Source organism: Streptococcus sp. 2022WUSS083, from assembly GCF_044427155.1.
In the GTDB taxonomy this organism is placed as follows: domain Bacteria; phylum Bacillota; class Bacilli; order Lactobacillales; family Streptococcaceae; genus Streptococcus; species Streptococcus hashimotonensis.
On sequence record NZ_JAOTGK010000007.1, the window covers coordinates 57,624 to 75,833 of the forward strand.

17 protein-coding genes and 1 rRNA gene are annotated in these 18,210 nt (G+C 41.7%); 16 read left to right on the forward strand and 2 right to left on the reverse strand.

What is annotated here, in order from left to right; genetic code table 11:
* The first annotated feature begins 27 nt into the window (after positions 1 to 27).
* The 12 genes from gmk (at position 28) to ODU41_RS09510 (ending at position 13,296) form a co-directional block, all read left to right on the forward strand.
* On the forward strand, positions 28 to 654 hold the full coding sequence (gene gmk, locus ODU41_RS09455) for a guanylate kinase (protein ID WP_004194155.1): 627 nt from the start codon (positions 28 to 30) through the stop codon (positions 652 to 654).
* 23 nt (positions 655 to 677) lie between these two features.
* The gene (gene rpoZ / locus ODU41_RS09460; RefSeq protein WP_004194153.1) at positions 678 to 992 is read left to right on the forward strand and encodes a DNA-directed RNA polymerase subunit omega; all 315 of its coding nucleotides are present in this window, start codon (positions 678 to 680) and stop codon (positions 990 to 992) included.
* A gap of 343 nt (positions 993 to 1,335) precedes the next feature.
* Positions 1,336 to 3,726 (forward strand): primosomal protein N', encoded by a 2,391-nt coding sequence (locus ODU41_RS09465; protein ID WP_398578953.1) that lies wholly within the window; start codon positions 1,336 to 1,338, stop codon positions 3,724 to 3,726.
* A gap of 131 nt (positions 3,727 to 3,857) precedes the next feature.
* Positions 3,858 to 4,796, forward strand: a complete 939-nt coding sequence (gene fmt, locus ODU41_RS09470; RefSeq protein ID WP_044768658.1) for a methionyl-tRNA formyltransferase — start codon at positions 3,858 to 3,860, stop codon at positions 4,794 to 4,796.
* On the forward strand, positions 4,783 to 6,096 hold the full coding sequence (rsmB, locus tag ODU41_RS09475) for a 16S rRNA (cytosine(967)-C(5))-methyltransferase RsmB (RefSeq protein WP_398578954.1): 1,314 nt from the start codon (positions 4,783 to 4,785) through the stop codon (positions 6,094 to 6,096). The genes fmt and rsmB overlap by 14 nt, the downstream gene beginning before the upstream one ends.
* A gap of 37 nt (positions 6,097 to 6,133) precedes the next feature.
* Positions 6,134 to 6,871, forward strand: a complete 738-nt coding sequence (locus ODU41_RS09480; protein ID WP_004194145.1) for a Stp1/IreP family PP2C-type Ser/Thr phosphatase — start codon at positions 6,134 to 6,136, stop codon at positions 6,869 to 6,871.
* Complete coding sequence (gene pknB, locus ODU41_RS09485; RefSeq protein WP_398578955.1) at positions 6,871 to 8,865, forward strand: Stk1 family PASTA domain-containing Ser/Thr kinase; 1,995 nt, start codon at positions 6,871 to 6,873, stop codon at positions 8,863 to 8,865. The genes ODU41_RS09480 and pknB overlap by 1 nt, the downstream gene beginning before the upstream one ends.
* Positions 8,866 to 9,187: 322 nt before the next feature.
* Positions 9,188 to 9,847 carry a cell wall-active antibiotics response protein LiaF gene (liaF, locus tag ODU41_RS09490; RefSeq protein ID WP_228475102.1) on the forward strand — a complete coding sequence of 220 codons (660 nt, stop codon included), beginning with the start codon at positions 9,188 to 9,190 and terminating at the stop codon, positions 9,845 to 9,847.
* A complete protein-coding gene (locus tag ODU41_RS09495) occupies positions 9,844 to 10,860 on the forward strand; it encodes a sensor histidine kinase (protein ID WP_002937028.1) in 1,017 nt (338 codons plus the stop codon). Before liaF ends, ODU41_RS09495 begins: the two co-directional genes overlap by 4 nt.
* Complete coding sequence (locus ODU41_RS09500) at positions 10,832 to 11,473, forward strand: response regulator transcription factor (protein ID WP_002937025.1); 642 nt, start codon at positions 10,832 to 10,834, stop codon at positions 11,471 to 11,473. Before ODU41_RS09495 ends, ODU41_RS09500 begins: the two co-directional genes overlap by 29 nt.
* A gap of 49 nt (positions 11,474 to 11,522) precedes the next feature.
* A complete protein-coding gene (locus ODU41_RS09505) occupies positions 11,523 to 12,923 on the forward strand; it encodes a bifunctional Cof-type HAD-IIB family hydrolase/peptidylprolyl isomerase (RefSeq protein WP_044763266.1) in 1,401 nt (466 codons plus the stop codon).
* Between the two features lies 1 nt (position 12,924).
* The gene (locus ODU41_RS09510; RefSeq protein WP_002937017.1) at positions 12,925 to 13,296 is read left to right on the forward strand and encodes a S1 RNA-binding domain-containing protein; all 372 of its coding nucleotides are present in this window, start codon (positions 12,925 to 12,927) and stop codon (positions 13,294 to 13,296) included.
* A gap of 25 nt (positions 13,297 to 13,321) precedes the next feature.
* Here ODU41_RS09510 and cysK read toward each other — a convergent pair whose 3' ends face one another.
* Both cysK and ODU41_RS09520 read right to left on the reverse strand, forming a co-directional pair.
* Positions 13,322 to 14,248 carry a cysteine synthase A gene (gene cysK / locus ODU41_RS09515; RefSeq protein WP_024406394.1) on the reverse strand — a complete coding sequence of 309 codons (927 nt, stop codon included), beginning with the start codon at positions 14,246 to 14,248 and terminating at the stop codon, positions 13,322 to 13,324.
* 89 nt (positions 14,249 to 14,337) lie between these two features.
* Positions 14,338 to 14,970 (reverse strand): YigZ family protein, encoded by a 633-nt coding sequence (locus ODU41_RS09520; RefSeq protein WP_172020626.1) that lies wholly within the window; start codon positions 14,968 to 14,970, stop codon positions 14,338 to 14,340.
* 56 nt (positions 14,971 to 15,026) lie between these two features.
* Between ODU41_RS09520 and ODU41_RS09525 the strand changes: the two genes are divergently transcribed.
* The 4 genes from ODU41_RS09525 to ODU41_RS09540 all read left to right on the forward strand — a co-directional run.
* Positions 15,027 to 16,319, forward strand: coding sequence for a DEAD/DEAH box helicase (locus ODU41_RS09525; protein WP_105156085.1), 1,293 nt, complete (start codon positions 15,027 to 15,029; stop codon positions 16,317 to 16,319).
* Positions 16,312 to 16,977 (forward strand): ComF family protein, encoded by a 666-nt coding sequence (locus ODU41_RS09530; protein ID WP_105156084.1) that lies wholly within the window; start codon positions 16,312 to 16,314, stop codon positions 16,975 to 16,977. Before ODU41_RS09525 ends, ODU41_RS09530 begins: the two co-directional genes overlap by 8 nt.
* A 76-nt stretch (positions 16,978 to 17,053) precedes the next feature.
* The gene (gene hpf, locus ODU41_RS09535) at positions 17,054 to 17,596 is read left to right on the forward strand and encodes a ribosome hibernation-promoting factor, HPF/YfiA family (RefSeq protein WP_014637536.1); all 543 of its coding nucleotides are present in this window, start codon (positions 17,054 to 17,056) and stop codon (positions 17,594 to 17,596) included.
* Between the two features lie 422 nt (positions 17,597 to 18,018).
* Positions 18,019 to 18,210 (forward strand): 16S ribosomal RNA (locus ODU41_RS09540); the annotation flags it as partial.

Genomic DNA, 18,210 nt, shown 5'->3' on the forward strand with positions numbered 1-18,210 from the left:
AGAATGAAAGATTTAAAAGGAGATATCATGAAAGAGCGAGGCTTACTCATTGTCTTTTCTGGCCCATCTGGTGTTGGAAAAGGAACAGTTCGAAAGGAAATTTTTGAAAGCTCTGATAATAAATTTGAATATTCTGTATCCATGACGACACGTCCACAGAGACCGGGAGAAGTTGATGGAGTTGACTATTTCTTCCGTAGTCGTGAGGAATTTGAAGATTTGATTCGCCAGGGTCAAATGTTGGAATATGCAGAGTATGTTGGAAATTACTATGGAACACCTCTGACCTATGTCAATGAAACTCTTGATAAGGGAATTGATGTCTTTTTAGAAATTGAAGTACAGGGTGCCCTCCAAGTGAAGAAAAAGGTTCCAGATGGGGTGTTCATTTTCTTGACACCACCTGACTTGGAGGAGTTGCAAGATCGCTTGATTGGTCGCGGAACGGATAGTGAGGAAGTTATTGCTCAACGTATCGAACGTGCCAAGGAAGAGATCGCCTTGATGCGTGAGTATGATTATGCAGTTGTGAACGATGAAGTCCCGTTGGCTGCTGAGCGTGTCAAGCGTATTATCGAAGCAGAACATTTCCGTGTAGATCGAGTGATTGGTCGCTACGATGAAATGATTCGTGAACAGATAGCAGAACGATAAAAGAAAGAAGAGAGAATCGCATTATGATGTTGAAGCCGTCAATTGATACCTTGTTGGATAAGGTACCATCTAAGTATTCTTTGGTTATTCTTGAGGCTAAGCGTGCCCATGAATTGGAAGCAGGTGCCAAACCAACTCAAGAATTCACCTCAGTGAAATCCACCCTACGCGCCTTGGAAGAAATTGAATCAGGTAATGTAGTCATCCACCCAGACCCAGAAGCGAAACGTGAGGCTGTTCGTCGCCGTGCCGAAGAGGCTAAACGTTTGGCGGAAGAAGAAGAGCGTAAAATCAAAGCTCAAATTGCTAAAGAAAAAGAAGAAGGCGAAAAGATTTAGAAACAAGACTCGGTTGGGATTGCCATCCGGGTTTCTTTTCACTTTCGGAATGATGAAAGTTTTGACAGAAAGGAGGCAGGTCATTTAGTTTATCTTTTAATATTTGGGGAGTGGGAAAGAACTCGACCAAGATAAAAAGAGTTCGTCTTCCAACCCCTGCACAGTTGATTAGGCTAGATTTGGAGTGCAAAACACGAACAAATCTGCCAATTAACCACTGCGCTGAGATGTTGACACGAACTCTGAGTAGTGGTCCCGGGCTTTTTGCCCAGCCTCGTTATACATAAAGTGAACCTTGTTCGCATCAGTCGTGATATTAGAAGGTAAAATAAATGGAGATGGTATGTTAGCACAGATTATTGTAGACGTCCCTTTGATGCAGACAGATCAAGCTTATTCCTATCGAGTTCCAGCTGAGTTGGAAGAGGGGCTCAAGGTTGGCGTGCGTGTCCATGTACCCTTTGGTAAGGGAAATCGGCTGATTCAAGGGATTGTAGTTGATTTGATTGATGAAGATGATGAAAATAAGGTACAAGACTTGAAAGAGCTTGCCGAGGTTTTGGACTATAGTCCTGTTCTCAATCAAGAGCAATTTTGGTTGGCGGACCAGATGAGAAAGTCGGTCTTCTCCTATAAAATTACCCTCTTAAAATCCATGTTGCCCAGCTTGCTCAATTCGACCTATGACAAATTGCTCCGTCCAGGGCTTGGTTTGGAAATGGCAGAGCAGATTAGTCTGTTTGGTGATAAGGAGCAGATTCGTTTTTCTGACTTGGACGTGACAGAGCAAGGGAAAATCATGCGTCTGGCCCAGTCAGGAAAAATCTTGGTAGACTATGTGGCCAAGGATAAGAAGCAAATCAAGACAGAAAAATGGTACCGAGTTTGTCTGGAGAAATTACGAGAAGCAGACATTAGCAATCGGGCTAAAAAACGGCAGCAGTTAAGGGAATTTCTTCTGGAACACTCGGAAGACCAGCTCCTTTCAAACCTAAAATCGGACTATTCAGCTGATACGCTCCGCTATTTCCAAGAAAAGGGCTATATAGAAGTCTGGGAAGAGGAAGTGTCGCGGACTCAGGGTGTTTTTGATAAGGTGGAAAAAACGCAGGCCTTGGATTTGAATCCAGAGCAGGCCATTGCGGTTCGGGAGATTGTGGCCTCTATCGGTCAGGAAAGTCAGACATTTCTACTGCAAGGAGTGACAGGCTCTGGGAAGACGGAAGTCTATCTCCAGGTTATTGATAGGGTCTTGAAAATGGGGAAAACGGCTATTATGCTGGTGCCTGAAATTTCCTTGACTCCTCAGATGACCAATCGTTTTATTTCTCGTTTTGGTCAGCAGGTTGCTATTCTGCACTCGGGCCTGTCTGATGGTGAGAAGTACGATGAGTGGCGGAAGATTGAGGCGGGGAATGCCCAGGTGGTTGTCGGGGCCCGTTCGGCCATTTTTGCCCCTTTGACAAACTTGGGTGTTATCATCATTGATGAGGAGCATGAAGCGACCTACAAGCAGGACAGCAATCCACGCTACCATGCGCGTGATGTGGCCAAGTTGCGGGCAGACTATAATCGAGCGACCCTGGTCTTGGGGTCTGCTACGCCGAGTCTTGAAACACGGGCTCGGGCTAGTCGAGGAGTCTATGGAAGACTGACTCTTAACCAGAGGGCCAATCCCTTGGCTCGTATTCCAGAAGTGGAAGTTGTGGATTTCCGAGATTACATCGGTCAGCAGGAGGCTAGTAATTTTACCCCTGTTCTGATTGAAAAGATAAGAGAAAAATTGGCTCGTAAGGAACAGGTCGTTCTTATGTTGAATAGGCGTGGTTATTCTTCTTTTGTCATGTGTCGTGATTGCGGTAGCGTTGACCAGTGTCCCAATTGTGATATTTCCCTTACACTTCACATGGATACAAAAACGATGAATTGCCATTATTGTGGTTTTCAAAAGGGGATTCCTCAGACCTGTCCAAACTGTCAAAGTCGTTCTATTCGTTATTATGGGACGGGTACGCAAAAGGCCTACGATGAATTGCAGGAGCTCTTGCCAGAAGCTAGAATTTTGCGTATGGATGTGGATACTACCAAGAAAAAAGGTGCTCATGAGGACTTGCTCGAACGGTTTGGTCGAGGCGAAGCGGATATTCTTCTGGGAACTCAGATGATTGCTAAGGGCTTGGATTTTCCAAATGTGACCCTAGTTGGGGTGCTCAATGCGGATACGGCTCTGAATTTGCCTGATTTTCGGTCTTCTGAGCGGACCTTCCAGTTGCTAACTCAGGTAGCTGGTCGGGCTGGTCGAGCTGATAAGGAAGGGGAGGTCCTGATTCAGACCTATAACCCCAATCATTATGCCATTGCTTTTGCCAAAGAGCAGGATTATGAAGGTTTCTATCGTTATGAGATGGGCATTCGGAAAAATCTTGGTTATCCACCTTACTATTTTACAGTTGGCTTAACCTTTTCGCACAAGTCAGAAGAATTTGTCGTGAAAAAAGCCTATGAAACTGTAGCCTTTCTCCGTCAACACTTAACAGATGCAATTCAAATCTTGGGACCGACGCCCAAGCCTATTGCTAGAACCCATAATCTCTACCACTACCAGATCATCTTGAAATACCGGCATGAAGACCGTTTGGAAGAGGTATTGAATCAGATTTTGGATTGGACACAGGAGAGAGAAAATCAAGATTTGCGACTGATTATTGACAATGAACCGCAGAATATGATGTGAGGTCACTATTGACCTTGCATTTTTTTGTTTTAAGAACCTTTGATTAAGGAAAAAATAAGCAAAAATGATATAATTAGGGGATAGTATAATTGATATGAATCAGAAAATGAAAAGGAGATGAGAACACGAATATGACAAAGTTGATTTTTATGGGAACGCCAGCGTTTTCAGCGACGGTCTTAAGAGGGCTCTTAGCTGATGGGAATTATAACATACTGGCAGTTGTAACCCAGCCAGACCGAGCTGTTGGACGAAAAAAAGTCATCCAAATGACACCTGTGAAAGAAGTAGCCTTGGAATACAATTTACCAGTCTATCAACCAGAGAAGCTATCTGGAAGTCAAGAAATGGATGAGCTGATGAATTTAGGAGCAGATGGGATTGTGACGGCAGCTTTTGGGCAATTCCTACCAACCAAATTATTGAACTCAGTTGACTTTGCGGTCAATGTTCATGCTTCTCTTCTTCCTAAATACCGTGGCGGTGCCCCTATCCATTACGCTTTGATTAACGGTGATGAACGTGCCGGTGTAACCATCATGGAAATGGTCAAGGAAATGGATGCCGGTGACATGATTTCCAGCGATAGCATTGCTATTGAAGAAAGCGACAATGTCGGCACCTTGTTTGAAAAGTTGGCTGTTGTTGGTCGAGATTTATTATTACAAACCTTACCAGCCTATATTGCTGGTGACTTGAAACCAGTCGCTCAAAATCCAGAACAGGTAACCTTCTCACCAAATATCCAGCCAGAAGAAGAGGTACTGGATTGGAATAAGACAGCTCGTCAACTATTTAATCAGATTCGCGGTATGTACCCGTGGCCCGTTGCCCACACCTATTGGCAAGGCGAACGGTTTAAAATTCAAGAAGCTGTAGAAGCAGAAGGTGAAGGACCAGTTGGTCGGGTTATTGCTCGAAGCAAGAAAGAATTGATCATTGCGACAGGTCAGGGAGCCCTTTCTCTGAAAACTGTCCAGCCAGCTGGTAAGCCAAAAATGACCATTGCAGACTTTTTAAATGGTGCAGGTCGAGATATTGCAGTAGGAGATCAATTTGGTGATCAATAAACATGAAACAGCAAGAAGTCTAGCCCTATCTGTATTGGAACAAGTCTTTGATCAAGGTGCTTACTCGAACATCGCTCTCAATAAAGCCCTAGAATCTTCTCGTTTATCAGCACAGGACAAGGGCTTGGCGACCGAATTGGTTTATGGGACGGTTTCTCGTAAAATTACCCTAGAGTGGTATTTGGCACATTTTATCGAAGATAGAGAAAAGTTGGACACTTGGGTCTACTATCTCCTCATGTTGAGCCTATACCAGTTGGTATATTTGGACAAATTACCTACCCACGCAGTTGTCAATGAGGCAGTTAATATTGCCAAGCGAAAGCCTGGGACAGATAAGTTTGTCAACGCTATTTTGCGTAAGCTTAGTCAGGATTCCTTGCCGAAACCAGCAGATATTAAAAGAAAGAACAAACGTCTATCCGTTCAGTATTCTGTGCCAGTTTGGTTGGTCCAAACCCTGATTGCAGAATATGGCGATGAACGTGCAGAGAAGATTTTCCAAAGCTTACATGATCGGAATAAGGCCAGTGTACGTGTGACAGATGGTCAACAAGTGGAGCGATTGGCAGAGGAGCTAGGTGCCCAACACTCGCAGTTATCACCAGTTGGGTTGGTTAAATCTCATGGACACTTTGCGGGGACAGATTATTTCAAGGAAGGACTCATCACTATTCAAGATGAAACCAGTCAATTGGTAGCTCCGACTTTGGATATTCAAGGAGATGAAATTATCTTGGATGCCTGTGCGGCTCCGGGTGGAAAGACCTGTCATATGGCAAGCTATCTTACGGATGGAAAAGTTTATGCGTTGGATTTATATGATCATAAACTAAACATGATTGAAGAAAACGCACGTCGTTTAGGTCTAGCAGATAAGATTGAGACCAAAGGTCTGGACGCCAGTCGTGTTCATGAAACATTTGGACCTGATACCTTTGATAAAATCCTAGTGGATGCCCCATGTTCAGGTATTGGACTCATCCGCCGTAAGCCAGATATTCGTTATAACAAGGCATCGATGGATTTTGATTCTCTAAAGACTATCCAGTTGCAGATACTAGACAGTGTTTGCCAAAGCTTGAAAATTGGTGGTATAATAACCTATAGCACATGTACGATTATTGCTAAGGAAAACCAAGAGGTTATTCAAGAATTTCTGCAAAACCATCCCAATTTTGAACAGGTGACACTAGAACACCCTCAAACAGATATTATGATGGATGGCTGCTTGTTGATAACCCCTGAACAGTATAAGACAGATGGCTTTTTCATCGGTCAACTTAGACGAAAATCCTAGAATAAGAGGAGGAAGTTGCTTAGCAACGATAAAAATTATGGAAATTGCATTACTTACTGATGTAGGACAGAAACGTTCGAACAACCAAGACTATATCAATCGCTACAAAAACCGCGCAGGGATTGATTTGGTCGTGTTAGCTGATGGAATGGGTGGTCACCGTGCCGGCCATATTGCTAGTGAAATGGCAGCAACAGATTTGGGAGCTGCTTGGGTTGATACTCAATTAGTGACCTTGAATGATGTCCGTGAATGGATGGTTGCAATCATTGATGCTGAAAACCAAAAGATTCATGAACTTGGACAGACAGAGGAATACAAGGGGATGGGAACAACTCTTGAAGCAGTTGTTGTCATCGACAACCAAATGATCTATGCCCATGTTGGAGATTCACGAGTTGGATTGATTAGAGATGGCGAATATACACGTCTAACCAACGACCATTCGCTGGTAGGTGCCCTTGTTCGAGCTGGTCAGCTCACAGAAGAAGAAGCACAGCGTCATCCTCAAAAAAATATTGTAACGCAGTCCATTGGACAAGCCGAACCAATTGAACCAGACATTGCTTTGAAAACTCTTGAGGTTGGAGATTATGTCCTTATTAACAGCGATGGCTTAACCAATATGGTGCCAACCGAGGACATTCGTGATATTGTATTGAGTGATGTTTCAATTGAAAGCAAGGTAGAAACACTTGTACGTTTTGCCAATAATGCAGGCGGTCTAGATAATATTACAGTAGGTTTGCTTCATATTACGGAGGAGGCTAGGTAATGATTCAAATCGGTAAGATCTTTGCCGGTCGGTATCGAATCGTTCGGCAAATTGGTCGAGGCGGTATGGCAGATGTTTACCTAGCAAGAGATTTGATTTTAGATGGAGAAGAGGTTGCTGTTAAAGTTCTTCGGACCAACTATCAGACAGATCAAATTGCTATCCAGCGTTTTCAACGTGAAGCGCGTGCCATGGCAGAACTTGACCATCCCAATATCGTTCGTATTTCGGACATCGGTGAAGAAGATGGTCAACAGTATCTGGCTATGGAATATGTCAATGGCCTCGATTTAAAACGTTATATAAAAGAAAATGCACCACTCTCCAACGATGTTGCGGTGCGAATTATGGGACAGATTCTCCTTGCTATGCGCATGGCGCACACGAGAGGAATTGTCCATCGAGATTTGAAACCTCAGAACGTCCTTTTGACTTCCAATGGAGTCGCTAAAGTAACAGACTTTGGTATTGCAGTTGCCTTTGCTGAAACGAGTTTGACACAAACCAACTCCATGTTGGGTTCTGTTCACTATCTTTCACCTGAGCAGGCGCGTGGTTCGAAAGCGACCATTCAAAGTGACATTTATGCGATGGGGATCATCCTTTTTGAAATGTTGACGGGTCGCATTCCCTATGATGGAGACAGTGCTGTGACGATCGCTCTTCAGCATTTTCAAAAACCTCTCCCATCTGTTAGAGAAGAGAATGCCAACGTACCTCAGGCCTTAGAAAATGTTGTACTAAAAGCAACGGCAAAAAAATTAAACGAGCGCTATAAGTCGGTTGCAGAAATGTATGCAGATTTAGCTTCGGCTCTATCCATGGATCGTCGGAATGAACCCAGGGTTGAACTAGAAGGGAACAAGGTTGATACAAAAACATTGCCAAAACTCTCCCAAGCCAATGTTGAAACGAAAGTACCGCATACAAACAGTTCTGCCCAAGTTTCTGCGACGGATAAGGGGGCTGGTAAGAAAGAAGTGGCGAAGTCGGGAAATAAGCCTGTTTCAAAACCAAGGCCAGGTATGCGTACACGCTACAAAGTCTTGATAGGGGCTATTTTGTTAACAGTCATAGCGACTGGACTCATGTTTTTCAACACTCCACGAACAGTTACCGTCCCTGATGTGTCTGGTCAAACCGTTGAAAAAGCTACAGAAATGATTGAAGTGGCAGGATTGGAAGTTGGAAACATCACAGAAGAAGCGACAGCGACTGTAGATGAAGGCTTGGTAATACGGACCTCTCCGGCTGCAAAGACGACCAGACGTCAAGGAAGTAAGATTGATATTGTGGTAGCAACGGCTGCGATGGTATCTATTCCAGATGTGACAGATAAGGATTCTGATACTGCACGGCAGGAATTGGAGGCTCTTGGTTTCCAAGTGACAATAAAAGAAGAATATAGCGAAAAAGTTGCCCAAGGTCTTGTTATCAAAACAGATCCAGGAGCAAATAGTTCTGCTGAGAAGGGGGCAAAAATTACCCTTTACGTTTCCAAAGGAGTAGCGCCACAAGTTGTGCCAAACGTTGTTGGAAAAACTCAGGAGAATGCTACTCAAATTCTTCAGACAGCAGGCTTCAGTATTGGAACTATTACTCAGGAATATAGCTCATCTGTTACTGCGGGTCAGGTTATCAGTACAGATCCTGTTGCCAATACAGAGTTGACAAAAGGTTCTATCATCAATCTAGTTGTTTCAAAAGGAAAAGAATTGATTATGCCTGATTTGACATCTGGCAATTACACCTATTCACAGGCACGTAGTCAATTACAAGCACTGGGTGTCAATGTGGAAAGTATTGAAAAACAAGAAGATAGAAGCTATTATTCAACGACAAGTGACATCGTCATTGGACAATATCCTGCTGCTGGCGCAACAATTGATGGAACAGTTACCTTGTATGTCTCCGTTGCATCAACCGGTACCAGTAGCGATTCCTCAACAGGAAGTTCCACTAGCACAAGTACTTCAACAGATAGCGGACAATAAAGATGAATAAGGTTGGGCAGATGCCGAACCTTTTTCTCTTGATTAGAGAGCGTAGCTTGTGAGCGGTCCCCTATGCCAAAATTGTTTCCTTCTGTCCATCAAGGGTGATGGGCTAGAGTGATTTGCATAGTTTGTAGTATGTTTAGTTTATTTTGCTTGCCTTGTTAATTTACTTTGCCGTACCCAAGTACAGCCTGTATCTCGTTGCTTTGAACTAATATTTCCTACTTTGGATGGAGTTCTTTTACTTATTTTTTGTTACAATAGTATAGAAAGGATGGAGAAGATGCGGAAAGTTCAATTTTTTCTACTAATAGAAAGTATGATTTTTACGATGGCAGCCTTTGATGTGGTAGCCAATGAGGCCAGTCGGACCCTGCTACTTTTCTCTGCCTTATTACTCATCATTTGGTACTTCCTAGGAAGAAAAATCAACAGTGTTTTACTGGTCAGCTCCTTATCTCTATTATTTTTGGTCTTTGTTTTAAATCCCTTCTTCATTATTGGGATTATGCTACTAGTCGTCTACATGCTGATTAATTTCTTTTCACGTTATGAAAAGAGAAACCAATATACCCACATTGTTTTTAGTGACTATTCTCTACAGGTTCAAAAAGAGAAAAATAGATGGTTTGGCAACCACGATCACTCTCAAGATAGGTTTGGTTTTGAAGATATTAACATTGTACGCTTGTTTGGCAATGATGTAGTTGATTTGGATAAGACTGTATTAGTTGGCAGAGATAATATTGTTGTAATTCGTAAAACGTTCGGACGGACAAAAATTATTGTTCCAATTGATGTTGAGGTTGCACTTTCAGCAACTAGTATCTATGGACGAGTAAGTTTCCTGGGTGAATCATACTGGGATTTGCGGAATGAAAGTATAGCGGTCAATAGTCCCGATTATCAAGAATCACACAAACGTGTAAAAGTCGTTACCAACAATATACTGGGAGACGTGGAGGTGGTTCGCGTATGAGAAAACGTACCTACCTACTCCTCGCCTGGTTTGCCTGTCTTATTGTTTTTGTGGTGATTGCTTCCACCCTCCCACTTTTAAATTATTCATTGCTAGATGTTACGCTCTGGATTTCAACGGAGCAGCTCGTGTTTACTCTCATTCTACTAGTTATTGTTTTGACCCTTTTTCTAGCTGTAATGGTACAAACTGTCAGCCTAGCCTCCACTCAGGTTATGCGGACGAAGTTACAAGCTATCTTGAAGAATAAAAGCATTCGAACAGACACCGAAAGTGATCAACTCTTGCTCCAGTTGTCTGATAAGGTCAGAAACCTCACGCGTCAGGTGCAGCTGGTTGACAATCAAGATTTAGTCAAGAAAGAAGAGATTGTTGAGGGAGAACGGAAACGGATTGCCAGGGATTTGCATGATACGGTTAGTCAAGAGTTATTTGCAACGAGCATGATTTTGTCAGGATTATCGTCCAATCTATCCACTCTTCCGCAGGAAACCTTGCAGGAACAGCTGATGCTCGTGAAAGACATGATTGAGTCTGCCCAAAGAGACCTACGCATCCTATTATTACATCTACGCCCAAGTGAACTTGAAAGTAAAACCTTGGTTGAAGGATTTGAGCTGATTTTGCGTGAAGTTAGCGACAAAAGTAATATTATCGTTCATTTCCAACATGAAGTAGAGGAGCTACCGAAACTAATTGAAGAACATCTCTTCCGCATTGCGCAAGAAATTATCAGTAATACCTTGCGACATGCCAAGGCCAAGCATTTGGATGTTTACCTCTTGCAGAAGGAAACAGAACTGCAGTTGAAAATGACAGACGATGGTATCGGCTTCCAACAAGGTGCAGATGATGAATTAAGTTACGGTCTTCAAAACATACGTGAGCGGGTTGAAGACATGGCTGGAACGATAAAAATTCGCACAGCCCCAAATAAGGGAGTGGCGATCGATATTCGTATCCCACTATTGAAAGGAAAAGAAGATGAATACGATTCGAGTGATGCTGGTTGACGACCATGAGATGGTTCGTCTAGGATTGAAAAGTTACTTAAATTTACAGCCAGATGTTGAAGTAGTCGCAGAAGCTAGTGATGGCGAGGAAGGTTTGGCTAAAGCATTAGAGGTTAAACCCGATGTTGTAGTGATGGACTTGGTTATGCCCAAGATGACTGGCGTAGAAGCAACCTTGGCCTTGCTGAAGGAATGGCCGCAAGCGCAGATTGTCATCCTGACCTCCTACCTAGATAATGAGAAAATCTATCCTGTGCTGGAAGCAGGAGCTCGTGGCTATATGTTGAAAACGTCAAGTGCTGACGAAATCTTAGCAGCCATCCGCAAGGTAGCTCTTGGAGAATATGCTATTGAGACAGAAGTAGAGAAAAAAGTAGAGCACCATAAACGCCACCCAGATTTACATGATGACTTGACAGCTCGTGAACGCGAAATCTTGACGCTGTTAGCCAAGGGATATGATAATCAACGAATTGCAGATGAGTCCTTCATTTCCCTAAAAACTGTTAAAACCCATGTTTCCAATATCTTATCCAAACTAGCTGTGAGCGACCGTACTCAAGCAGTTGTTTATGCTTTCCAGCATGGTTTGGTGGCGCAAGAGGACCAATAGTGGTATAATGAAAATTAGTTAATTTTCAACCAAAGGATAGTGGAATTATATGGATGCAAAACTCAGATATAAGGCAAAAAAAATAAAAATAGTCTTTTTTGACATTGACGACACGCTACGTGTGAAGAATACAGGCTACATTCCTGAATCAATTCAGCAGGTTTTCAAATCACTGAAAGAAAAGGGAATTTTGACAGGAATTGCGTCAGGACGAACGCCTTATGGTTTGGTGCCAGAAATCAAGGCCTTAAAGCCAGACTTTTTCGCTATGATTAACGGCTCCTACGTAGAAGATGCCAAAGGTCAGGTAGTGTACCATCAGCCAATGCCCCAAAATTTAGTAGAATCTGTATTAAATTGGGCTAAAGAAATTGGAATCGAATATGGTATGCTTGGTAGTCAAAAAGGGACACTTTCTGCACGAACTGACCGCATTAGTCAAGTAATTGACTTGATTTATGAAGGTTTGGAAACAAACCCAACTTTTTATAAAGAAAATGACATCTATCAATTGTTAACTTTCGAGAAAGATGGTCACGAAGTAGAACTTCCAGAAGAGTTGCAAGCGGAATTGCGTAGTGTTCGCTGGGATGCTATTTCATCGGACATTGTGCTAAAAGGCTCTTCCAAAGCAACTGGTGTTGCTAAGGTTGTTGAAAAACTAGGCCTGAAACCTGAAAATGTCCTAGTATTCGGAGATGGACTCAACGATATTGAGTTATTCGATTATGCAGGAATTAGTATCGCTATGGGGCATTCGCATCCAGAACTGCAAAAGCATGCAGATTATATCACAAAAAAAGTAGAAGAAGATGGCATTTTTGATGCCTTGGAGAAATTAGGTATGGTAGAAAAAGAAAAATATTTCCCGCAATTAGATTTGGAAAATGTTACAGGGCCAGTTGCGCATATCAAGACTAACCGCGGTAAGTTAACAGTAAAACTCTTCCCTGAAATTGCACCCAAAACGGTAGCAAATTTCGTAGCTCTTTCTAAAGATGGCTATTATGACGGAATTATCTTCCATCGTATTATCAAAGACTTTATGATTCAAGGTGGCGATCCAACCGGAACAGGCATGGGTGGTGAATCTATTTATGGTACTGCGTTTGAAGATGAATTTTCAATGGAAGCTTTTAATCTCAGAGGAGCCTTGTCAATGGCCAATGCAGGACCAAATACAAATGGAAGCCAATTCTTTATCGTTCAAAACCAAAACTTCCCATACAATGCGAAAGAATTAGAACGAGGCGGTTGGCCTAAAGAAGTTGCAGAAGCCTATGTCAAAAATGGCGGGACACCACATCTAGACCAACGCCACACAGTGTTTGGTCATCTAGTTGATGAAGAATCCTTCGTCGTCTTGGATGCTATCGCAGCGGTTGCAACAGATTCAGCAGATCGTCCACATGAAGATGTTGTAATTGAGACCATCGAAATAGAGGATTAAGATGAAAATCGGAGATAAACTCAAGGGGACGGTAACGGGCATTCAGCCGTATGGAGCCTTTGTACAATTAGAGAATGGGACGACGGGCCTGATCCATATCTCGGAAATCAAAACAGGTTTTGTTGATAATATTTATGATCATTTAAAATTGGGGCAAGAGGTTTTGGTACAGGTAGTTGACTTTGATGAATATACTGAAAAGGCTAGTTTATCAATCCGGACCTTAGAAGAAGAACAACAAAAAATTCCGCGTCATCATCGTTTTACAAATGAACGGAATAAAATTGGTTTTTCCCCTTTAGCAAAACAACTTCCGAAATGGATTGAGGAAGCTAAAGGCTATCTCAAAGAACACAAAGAAAAGAAGGTATAGGATGTATTCCTAACCTTCTTTCTTTTTAATCATTGAACTCGTAAAGAGCTGTTGACAAGTAACGTTCTCCGTTATCAGGCAAGATTGCCAACACTTTTTTTCCAGTTCCCAACTCCTTAGCGACTTCGATAGCAGCGTGAATTGCTGCACCTGAAGAAATACCAACTAAGAATCCTTCTTTTCCACCGATAGCACGACCTGTAGCTAAGGCATCATCGGATTTGACACGAATAATGCCATCATAGGCGCGAGTGTCCAAAGTATCTGGAATAAAACCTGCCGAAATACCTTGAATCTTGTGTGGACCAGGTGCTTCACCAGATAAGACAGCTGATTCATCAGCTTCGACAGCATAGATAGCAATATCTGGATTTGCTGTCTTCAAAACATGCGAAACACCTGAAACGGTACCACCAGTACCAACGCCAGATACAAAGGCATCTAAACCAGTTGTTCCAAAGTCTTCCAAAATTTCCTGTCCTGTTGTATCTTCGTGAACTTTTGGATTGGATGGATTAGCAAACTGGAAAGGAACCCAGCCATTTTTTTCTTCAGCAATCTCTTTTGCTTTGGCGATAGCCCCCTTCATCCCTTCGCTACCAGGAGTCAAGACAAGTTCAGCTCCATAAGCTTGGATAATCTTACGACGCTCAACACTCATGGTTTCAGGCATGACGATAATCACCTTATAACCTTTTGCTGCTCCAACCCAAGCAAGACCGATACCAGTGTTACCACTTGTTGGCTCAACAATAGTATCTCCAGGTTTGATGGTACCAGCCTTTTCAGCATCTTCAATCATAGCCAAGGCGATCCGGTCTTTTACAGAAGATCCTGGGTTAAAGGCCTCTAATTTCACATAGACTTCCGCTGCTCCCTCTGGAACGATATTATTGAGTTTAATAACAGGTGTTTTTCCAACTAATTGAGTAATGTTTTGATAAATAGCCATATGGCACCTCCAAATAATGTTATTATACATTATATAGTAGAAAGTCAAAAAAGGATAATATAAAAAAACTATCTCGCCGATAGCTTTTTTTAATAGACAGGTACCTCAACGATTCGAGAGTTAGCTTTTTCCGTGAATACTTTTCCGTGGTAAAAGTCAGTAAGACTTGCTAATGTTTGTTCAAGGAATTCTTTATCTACAAAAATCATGGTTGAAACTTCAGTAGTAAACTGGGTATCAAATTCTTCCAGACCTTGCTCAGCTCGCCAATTGGCAAACTCTTGGTATTGGGCGTAGGACATACTAATGGAAATACCTTCCTGCTCCTTGACTTCCACAACACCGATCTCCTTGACTGCATTAGCCACTGCTCCAGCGTAAGCACGAATAAGTCCGCCTGCCCCTAGTTTGATACCTCCAAAATAGCGGGTAACCACCGTTGCGACATTGGTCAGATCGTGATTTTCTAAAACCGTCAGCATTGGCACACCAGCAGTACCAGACGGCTCCCCATCATCTGAGGAACGCTTGATTTCCATATTTTCTCCAAGGACAAAAGCAGAGCAGTTATGAGTAGCCTTGTAATGTTCTTTCTTGATCTTGTTGATAAAGTCGCGAGCTTCCTCTTCGCTGGTCACTCGTTTCATAAAGCAGATAAATCGTGACTTTTTAATTTCTTCCTCAACAATACCATCTTCTCTAATTGTTTTAAATTCTTTCATAACCAAATTGTACTAATTTTTTTTAAAACTGACAAGAAATTCCGAATAAATAAGCGATGAAAGAATTAGAAAATTATTATGGAAGATTATTTACCAAATACCAATTGACAGCAAAAGAAAGAGAAATAGCAGAAAAAGTGCCAAGTATTACAAAAAAGAATAACTGCTTTCGCTGTGGAACAACTTTTGAAGAAGAAAACAAATTGCCAAACGATGCTTATTACTGTCGAGCCTGCTTGCTTCTAGGCAGAGTGCGGTCAGACGAAAAACTCTATCATTTTCCTCAGAAAGATTTTCCAATCACTAAGTGTTTAAAGTGGAAAGGTCAACTAACTGATTGGCAACAAAGAATTTCAGATGGACTAGTTGCAAACGTGGGAAATAATCGTGCGACATTGGTTCATGCAGTAACAGGAGCAGGTAAGACAGAAATGATTTACCATACCGTTGCCTCAGTGATTGATAAAGGCGGAGCGGTTTGCTTAGCCAGTCCTCGAATCGATGTTTGTATCGAACTCTATAAACGTCTGCAAAATGACTTTTCAATTCCAATTAGTTTACTACATGGAGAGTCTGAACCCTATTTCCGAACTCCATTAGTTGTAGCAACCACACATCAGTTATTAAAATTTTATCAGGCCTTTGATTTGGTTTTGATTGATGAAGTAGACGCCTTTCCCTATGCAGATAATCCCATGCTCTATCGAGCAGCAGACAATGCGGTCAAGGAAGCCGGTGTTCAAGTTTTTCTGACGGCGACTTCAACAGATGAATTGGATAAAAAAGTCAGAACGGGCAAATTAAACCGTCTTAGTTTGCCAAGGCGATTTCATGGCAATCCGCTTGTTGTCCCGCAAAAAGTCTGGTTTAGTAGATTCGATGATACCCTAAAGAAAAATAGACTAGTCCCAAAGTTGAAAAAAGCGATTGAAGAACAGAGAAAGTCGGGCTTTCCCTTACTCATTTTTGTCCCAGAAATCTCCAAAGGTCAAGAATTTACCAAGATAATGAAAAAAACATTCCCAGAAGAAACAATTGGCTTTGTATCCAGTCAAACAGAAAATCGCCTTGAAATCGTTGAGGGGTTTCGCAAGAGAGAAATCACAGTCTTAATCTCGACTACTATTCTTGAACGTGGGGTAACCTTCCCATGTGTAGATGTCTTTGTTGTTCAAGCCAATCATTACCTCTACACAGCGTCAAGTCTTGTTCAGATTGCAGGCCGGGTCGGCAGAAGTATGGAACGTCCGACTGGGTTACTCCAGTTTTATCATGAAGGAAGTACAGGAGCCATTGAAAAGGCAATCGCTGAAATTAAACAGATGAACAAGGAGGCTGGTTATGTCTAATTGTCTATTGTGCGGTCAAGCTATGAAAAATAAAATAAGATTTTCAGATCTCATCTTCTTTAGTAAAGAAAAATCGGGCACCTGTGAAGAATGTTTTTCGACTTTTGAGGAAATAGCAGAGCAACACTGTCCACATTGTTATAAAAATGGAGAATCGGAAAGTTGCAAGGATTGTCAGTACTGGCAGAATCAAGGGAAACCAGTTGTCCACACAGCTTTGTACCAATATAATCAAGCGATGGCACATTATTTTAGTCGCTACAAATTTCAAGGAGACTATGTTTTAAGAAATATTTTTGCAAAAAAGCTTAGAATAGCGTTAAGCCAATTTCCTGACTACACAATTGTTCCCATACCAATTAGTCAAAAACGACTATCAGAACGTGGGTTTAATCAAGTGGAAGGACTTTTGGATGCTACAAATATTCCCTATCAGTCCCTTCTTGGAAAGTATGAAAGCCAAAAACAATCGTCTAAAAATCGAGCAGAGAGACTAGAAGCAAAACAGATGTTCTATCTATTAGATGAAAAAGAAGTGCCAGAAAAAATATTATTATTCGACGATATATATACAACAGGAGCCACAATCCAACTTGCTGTAGAACTTTTCATGAAAATTGGTAGGAAAGAAATCAAAACATTTTCACTAACACGATAAGAAAACGGTTGCAATATTCCTATAATGTGGTATAATAATAGTGAAGAAAGGCGAAAGCCAAGAAAGAGGTACTAATATGATTAAATTCAGTATTCGTGGAGAAAACCTTGAAGTTACAGATGCACTTCGCACCTATGTAGAAGAGAAAGTGGCTAAGATTGAGAAATATTTCAATGAAGAACAAGAGTTGAATGCTAAAGTAAATCTAAAAGTTTACCGTGACAAGCGCGCAAAAGTAGAAGTAACAATTCCAGTTGGAGCAGTTACACTTCGCGCAGAAGATATTTCACAAGAAATGTATGGCTCTATCGATCTTGTAGTAGATAAGATTGAACGCCAAATTCGTCGTAACAAAACCAAGATTGAACGAAAACATCGTCAAAAAGTGGCAACTGGTCAAGTCTTTACAGATGAACTTGTTGAGCAAACAGGTGAAGAGGTAAAAGTGGTTCGTACTAAGCAAGTAGACTTGAAACCAATGGATATGGAAGAAGCAGTCCTCCAATTGGAGTTGCTCGGACATGATTTCTTTATCTATACAGATGCCAATGACGGTACAACAAATGTATTGTATAGACGTGAAGATGGAGATTTGGGTCTTCTAGAGGTACGTCAATAAAGATAATAAAACAGTTGCAGTTTTTGCAGCTGTTTTATCATTTTCAAAAAACCGGTTGACAATGTATATAAGTCGTGATAGAATAATTGAGTTGTCTCATGAAGGGCTAGTTAACAGAGGAACGAAAAAAAGTTTCGAAAAAGTGTTGACAAGTCCATCAGAAGATGATAGAATAATTGAGTTGTCTCTTGAGTGACTGGTCAACAGCGAAATGAAAAAAAGTTTCAAAAAAGTGTTGACAAAGTTTCCAAGAAATGATAAACTAAGATAGTTGTCGCGAGAGCGCGATAACGAACAAGACCTTTGAAAATTAAAGAAGACGAACCAAACGTGCAGGGTGATTTATCTAATGATAAATCGTCAATGACAAAACAAAACAATAAAACGGAAAGCTAGTGATAGCTTGAGTTTGAATCAAAACTTTTTATGAGAGTTTGATCCTGGCTCAGGACGAACGCTGGCGGCGTGCCTAATACATGCAAGTAGAACGCTGAAGTCTGGTGCTTGCACTAGACGGATGAGTTGCGAACGGGTGAGTAACGCGTAGGTAACCTGCCTCATAGCGGGGGATAACTATTGGAAACGATAGCTAATACCGCATAACAGTATTTACC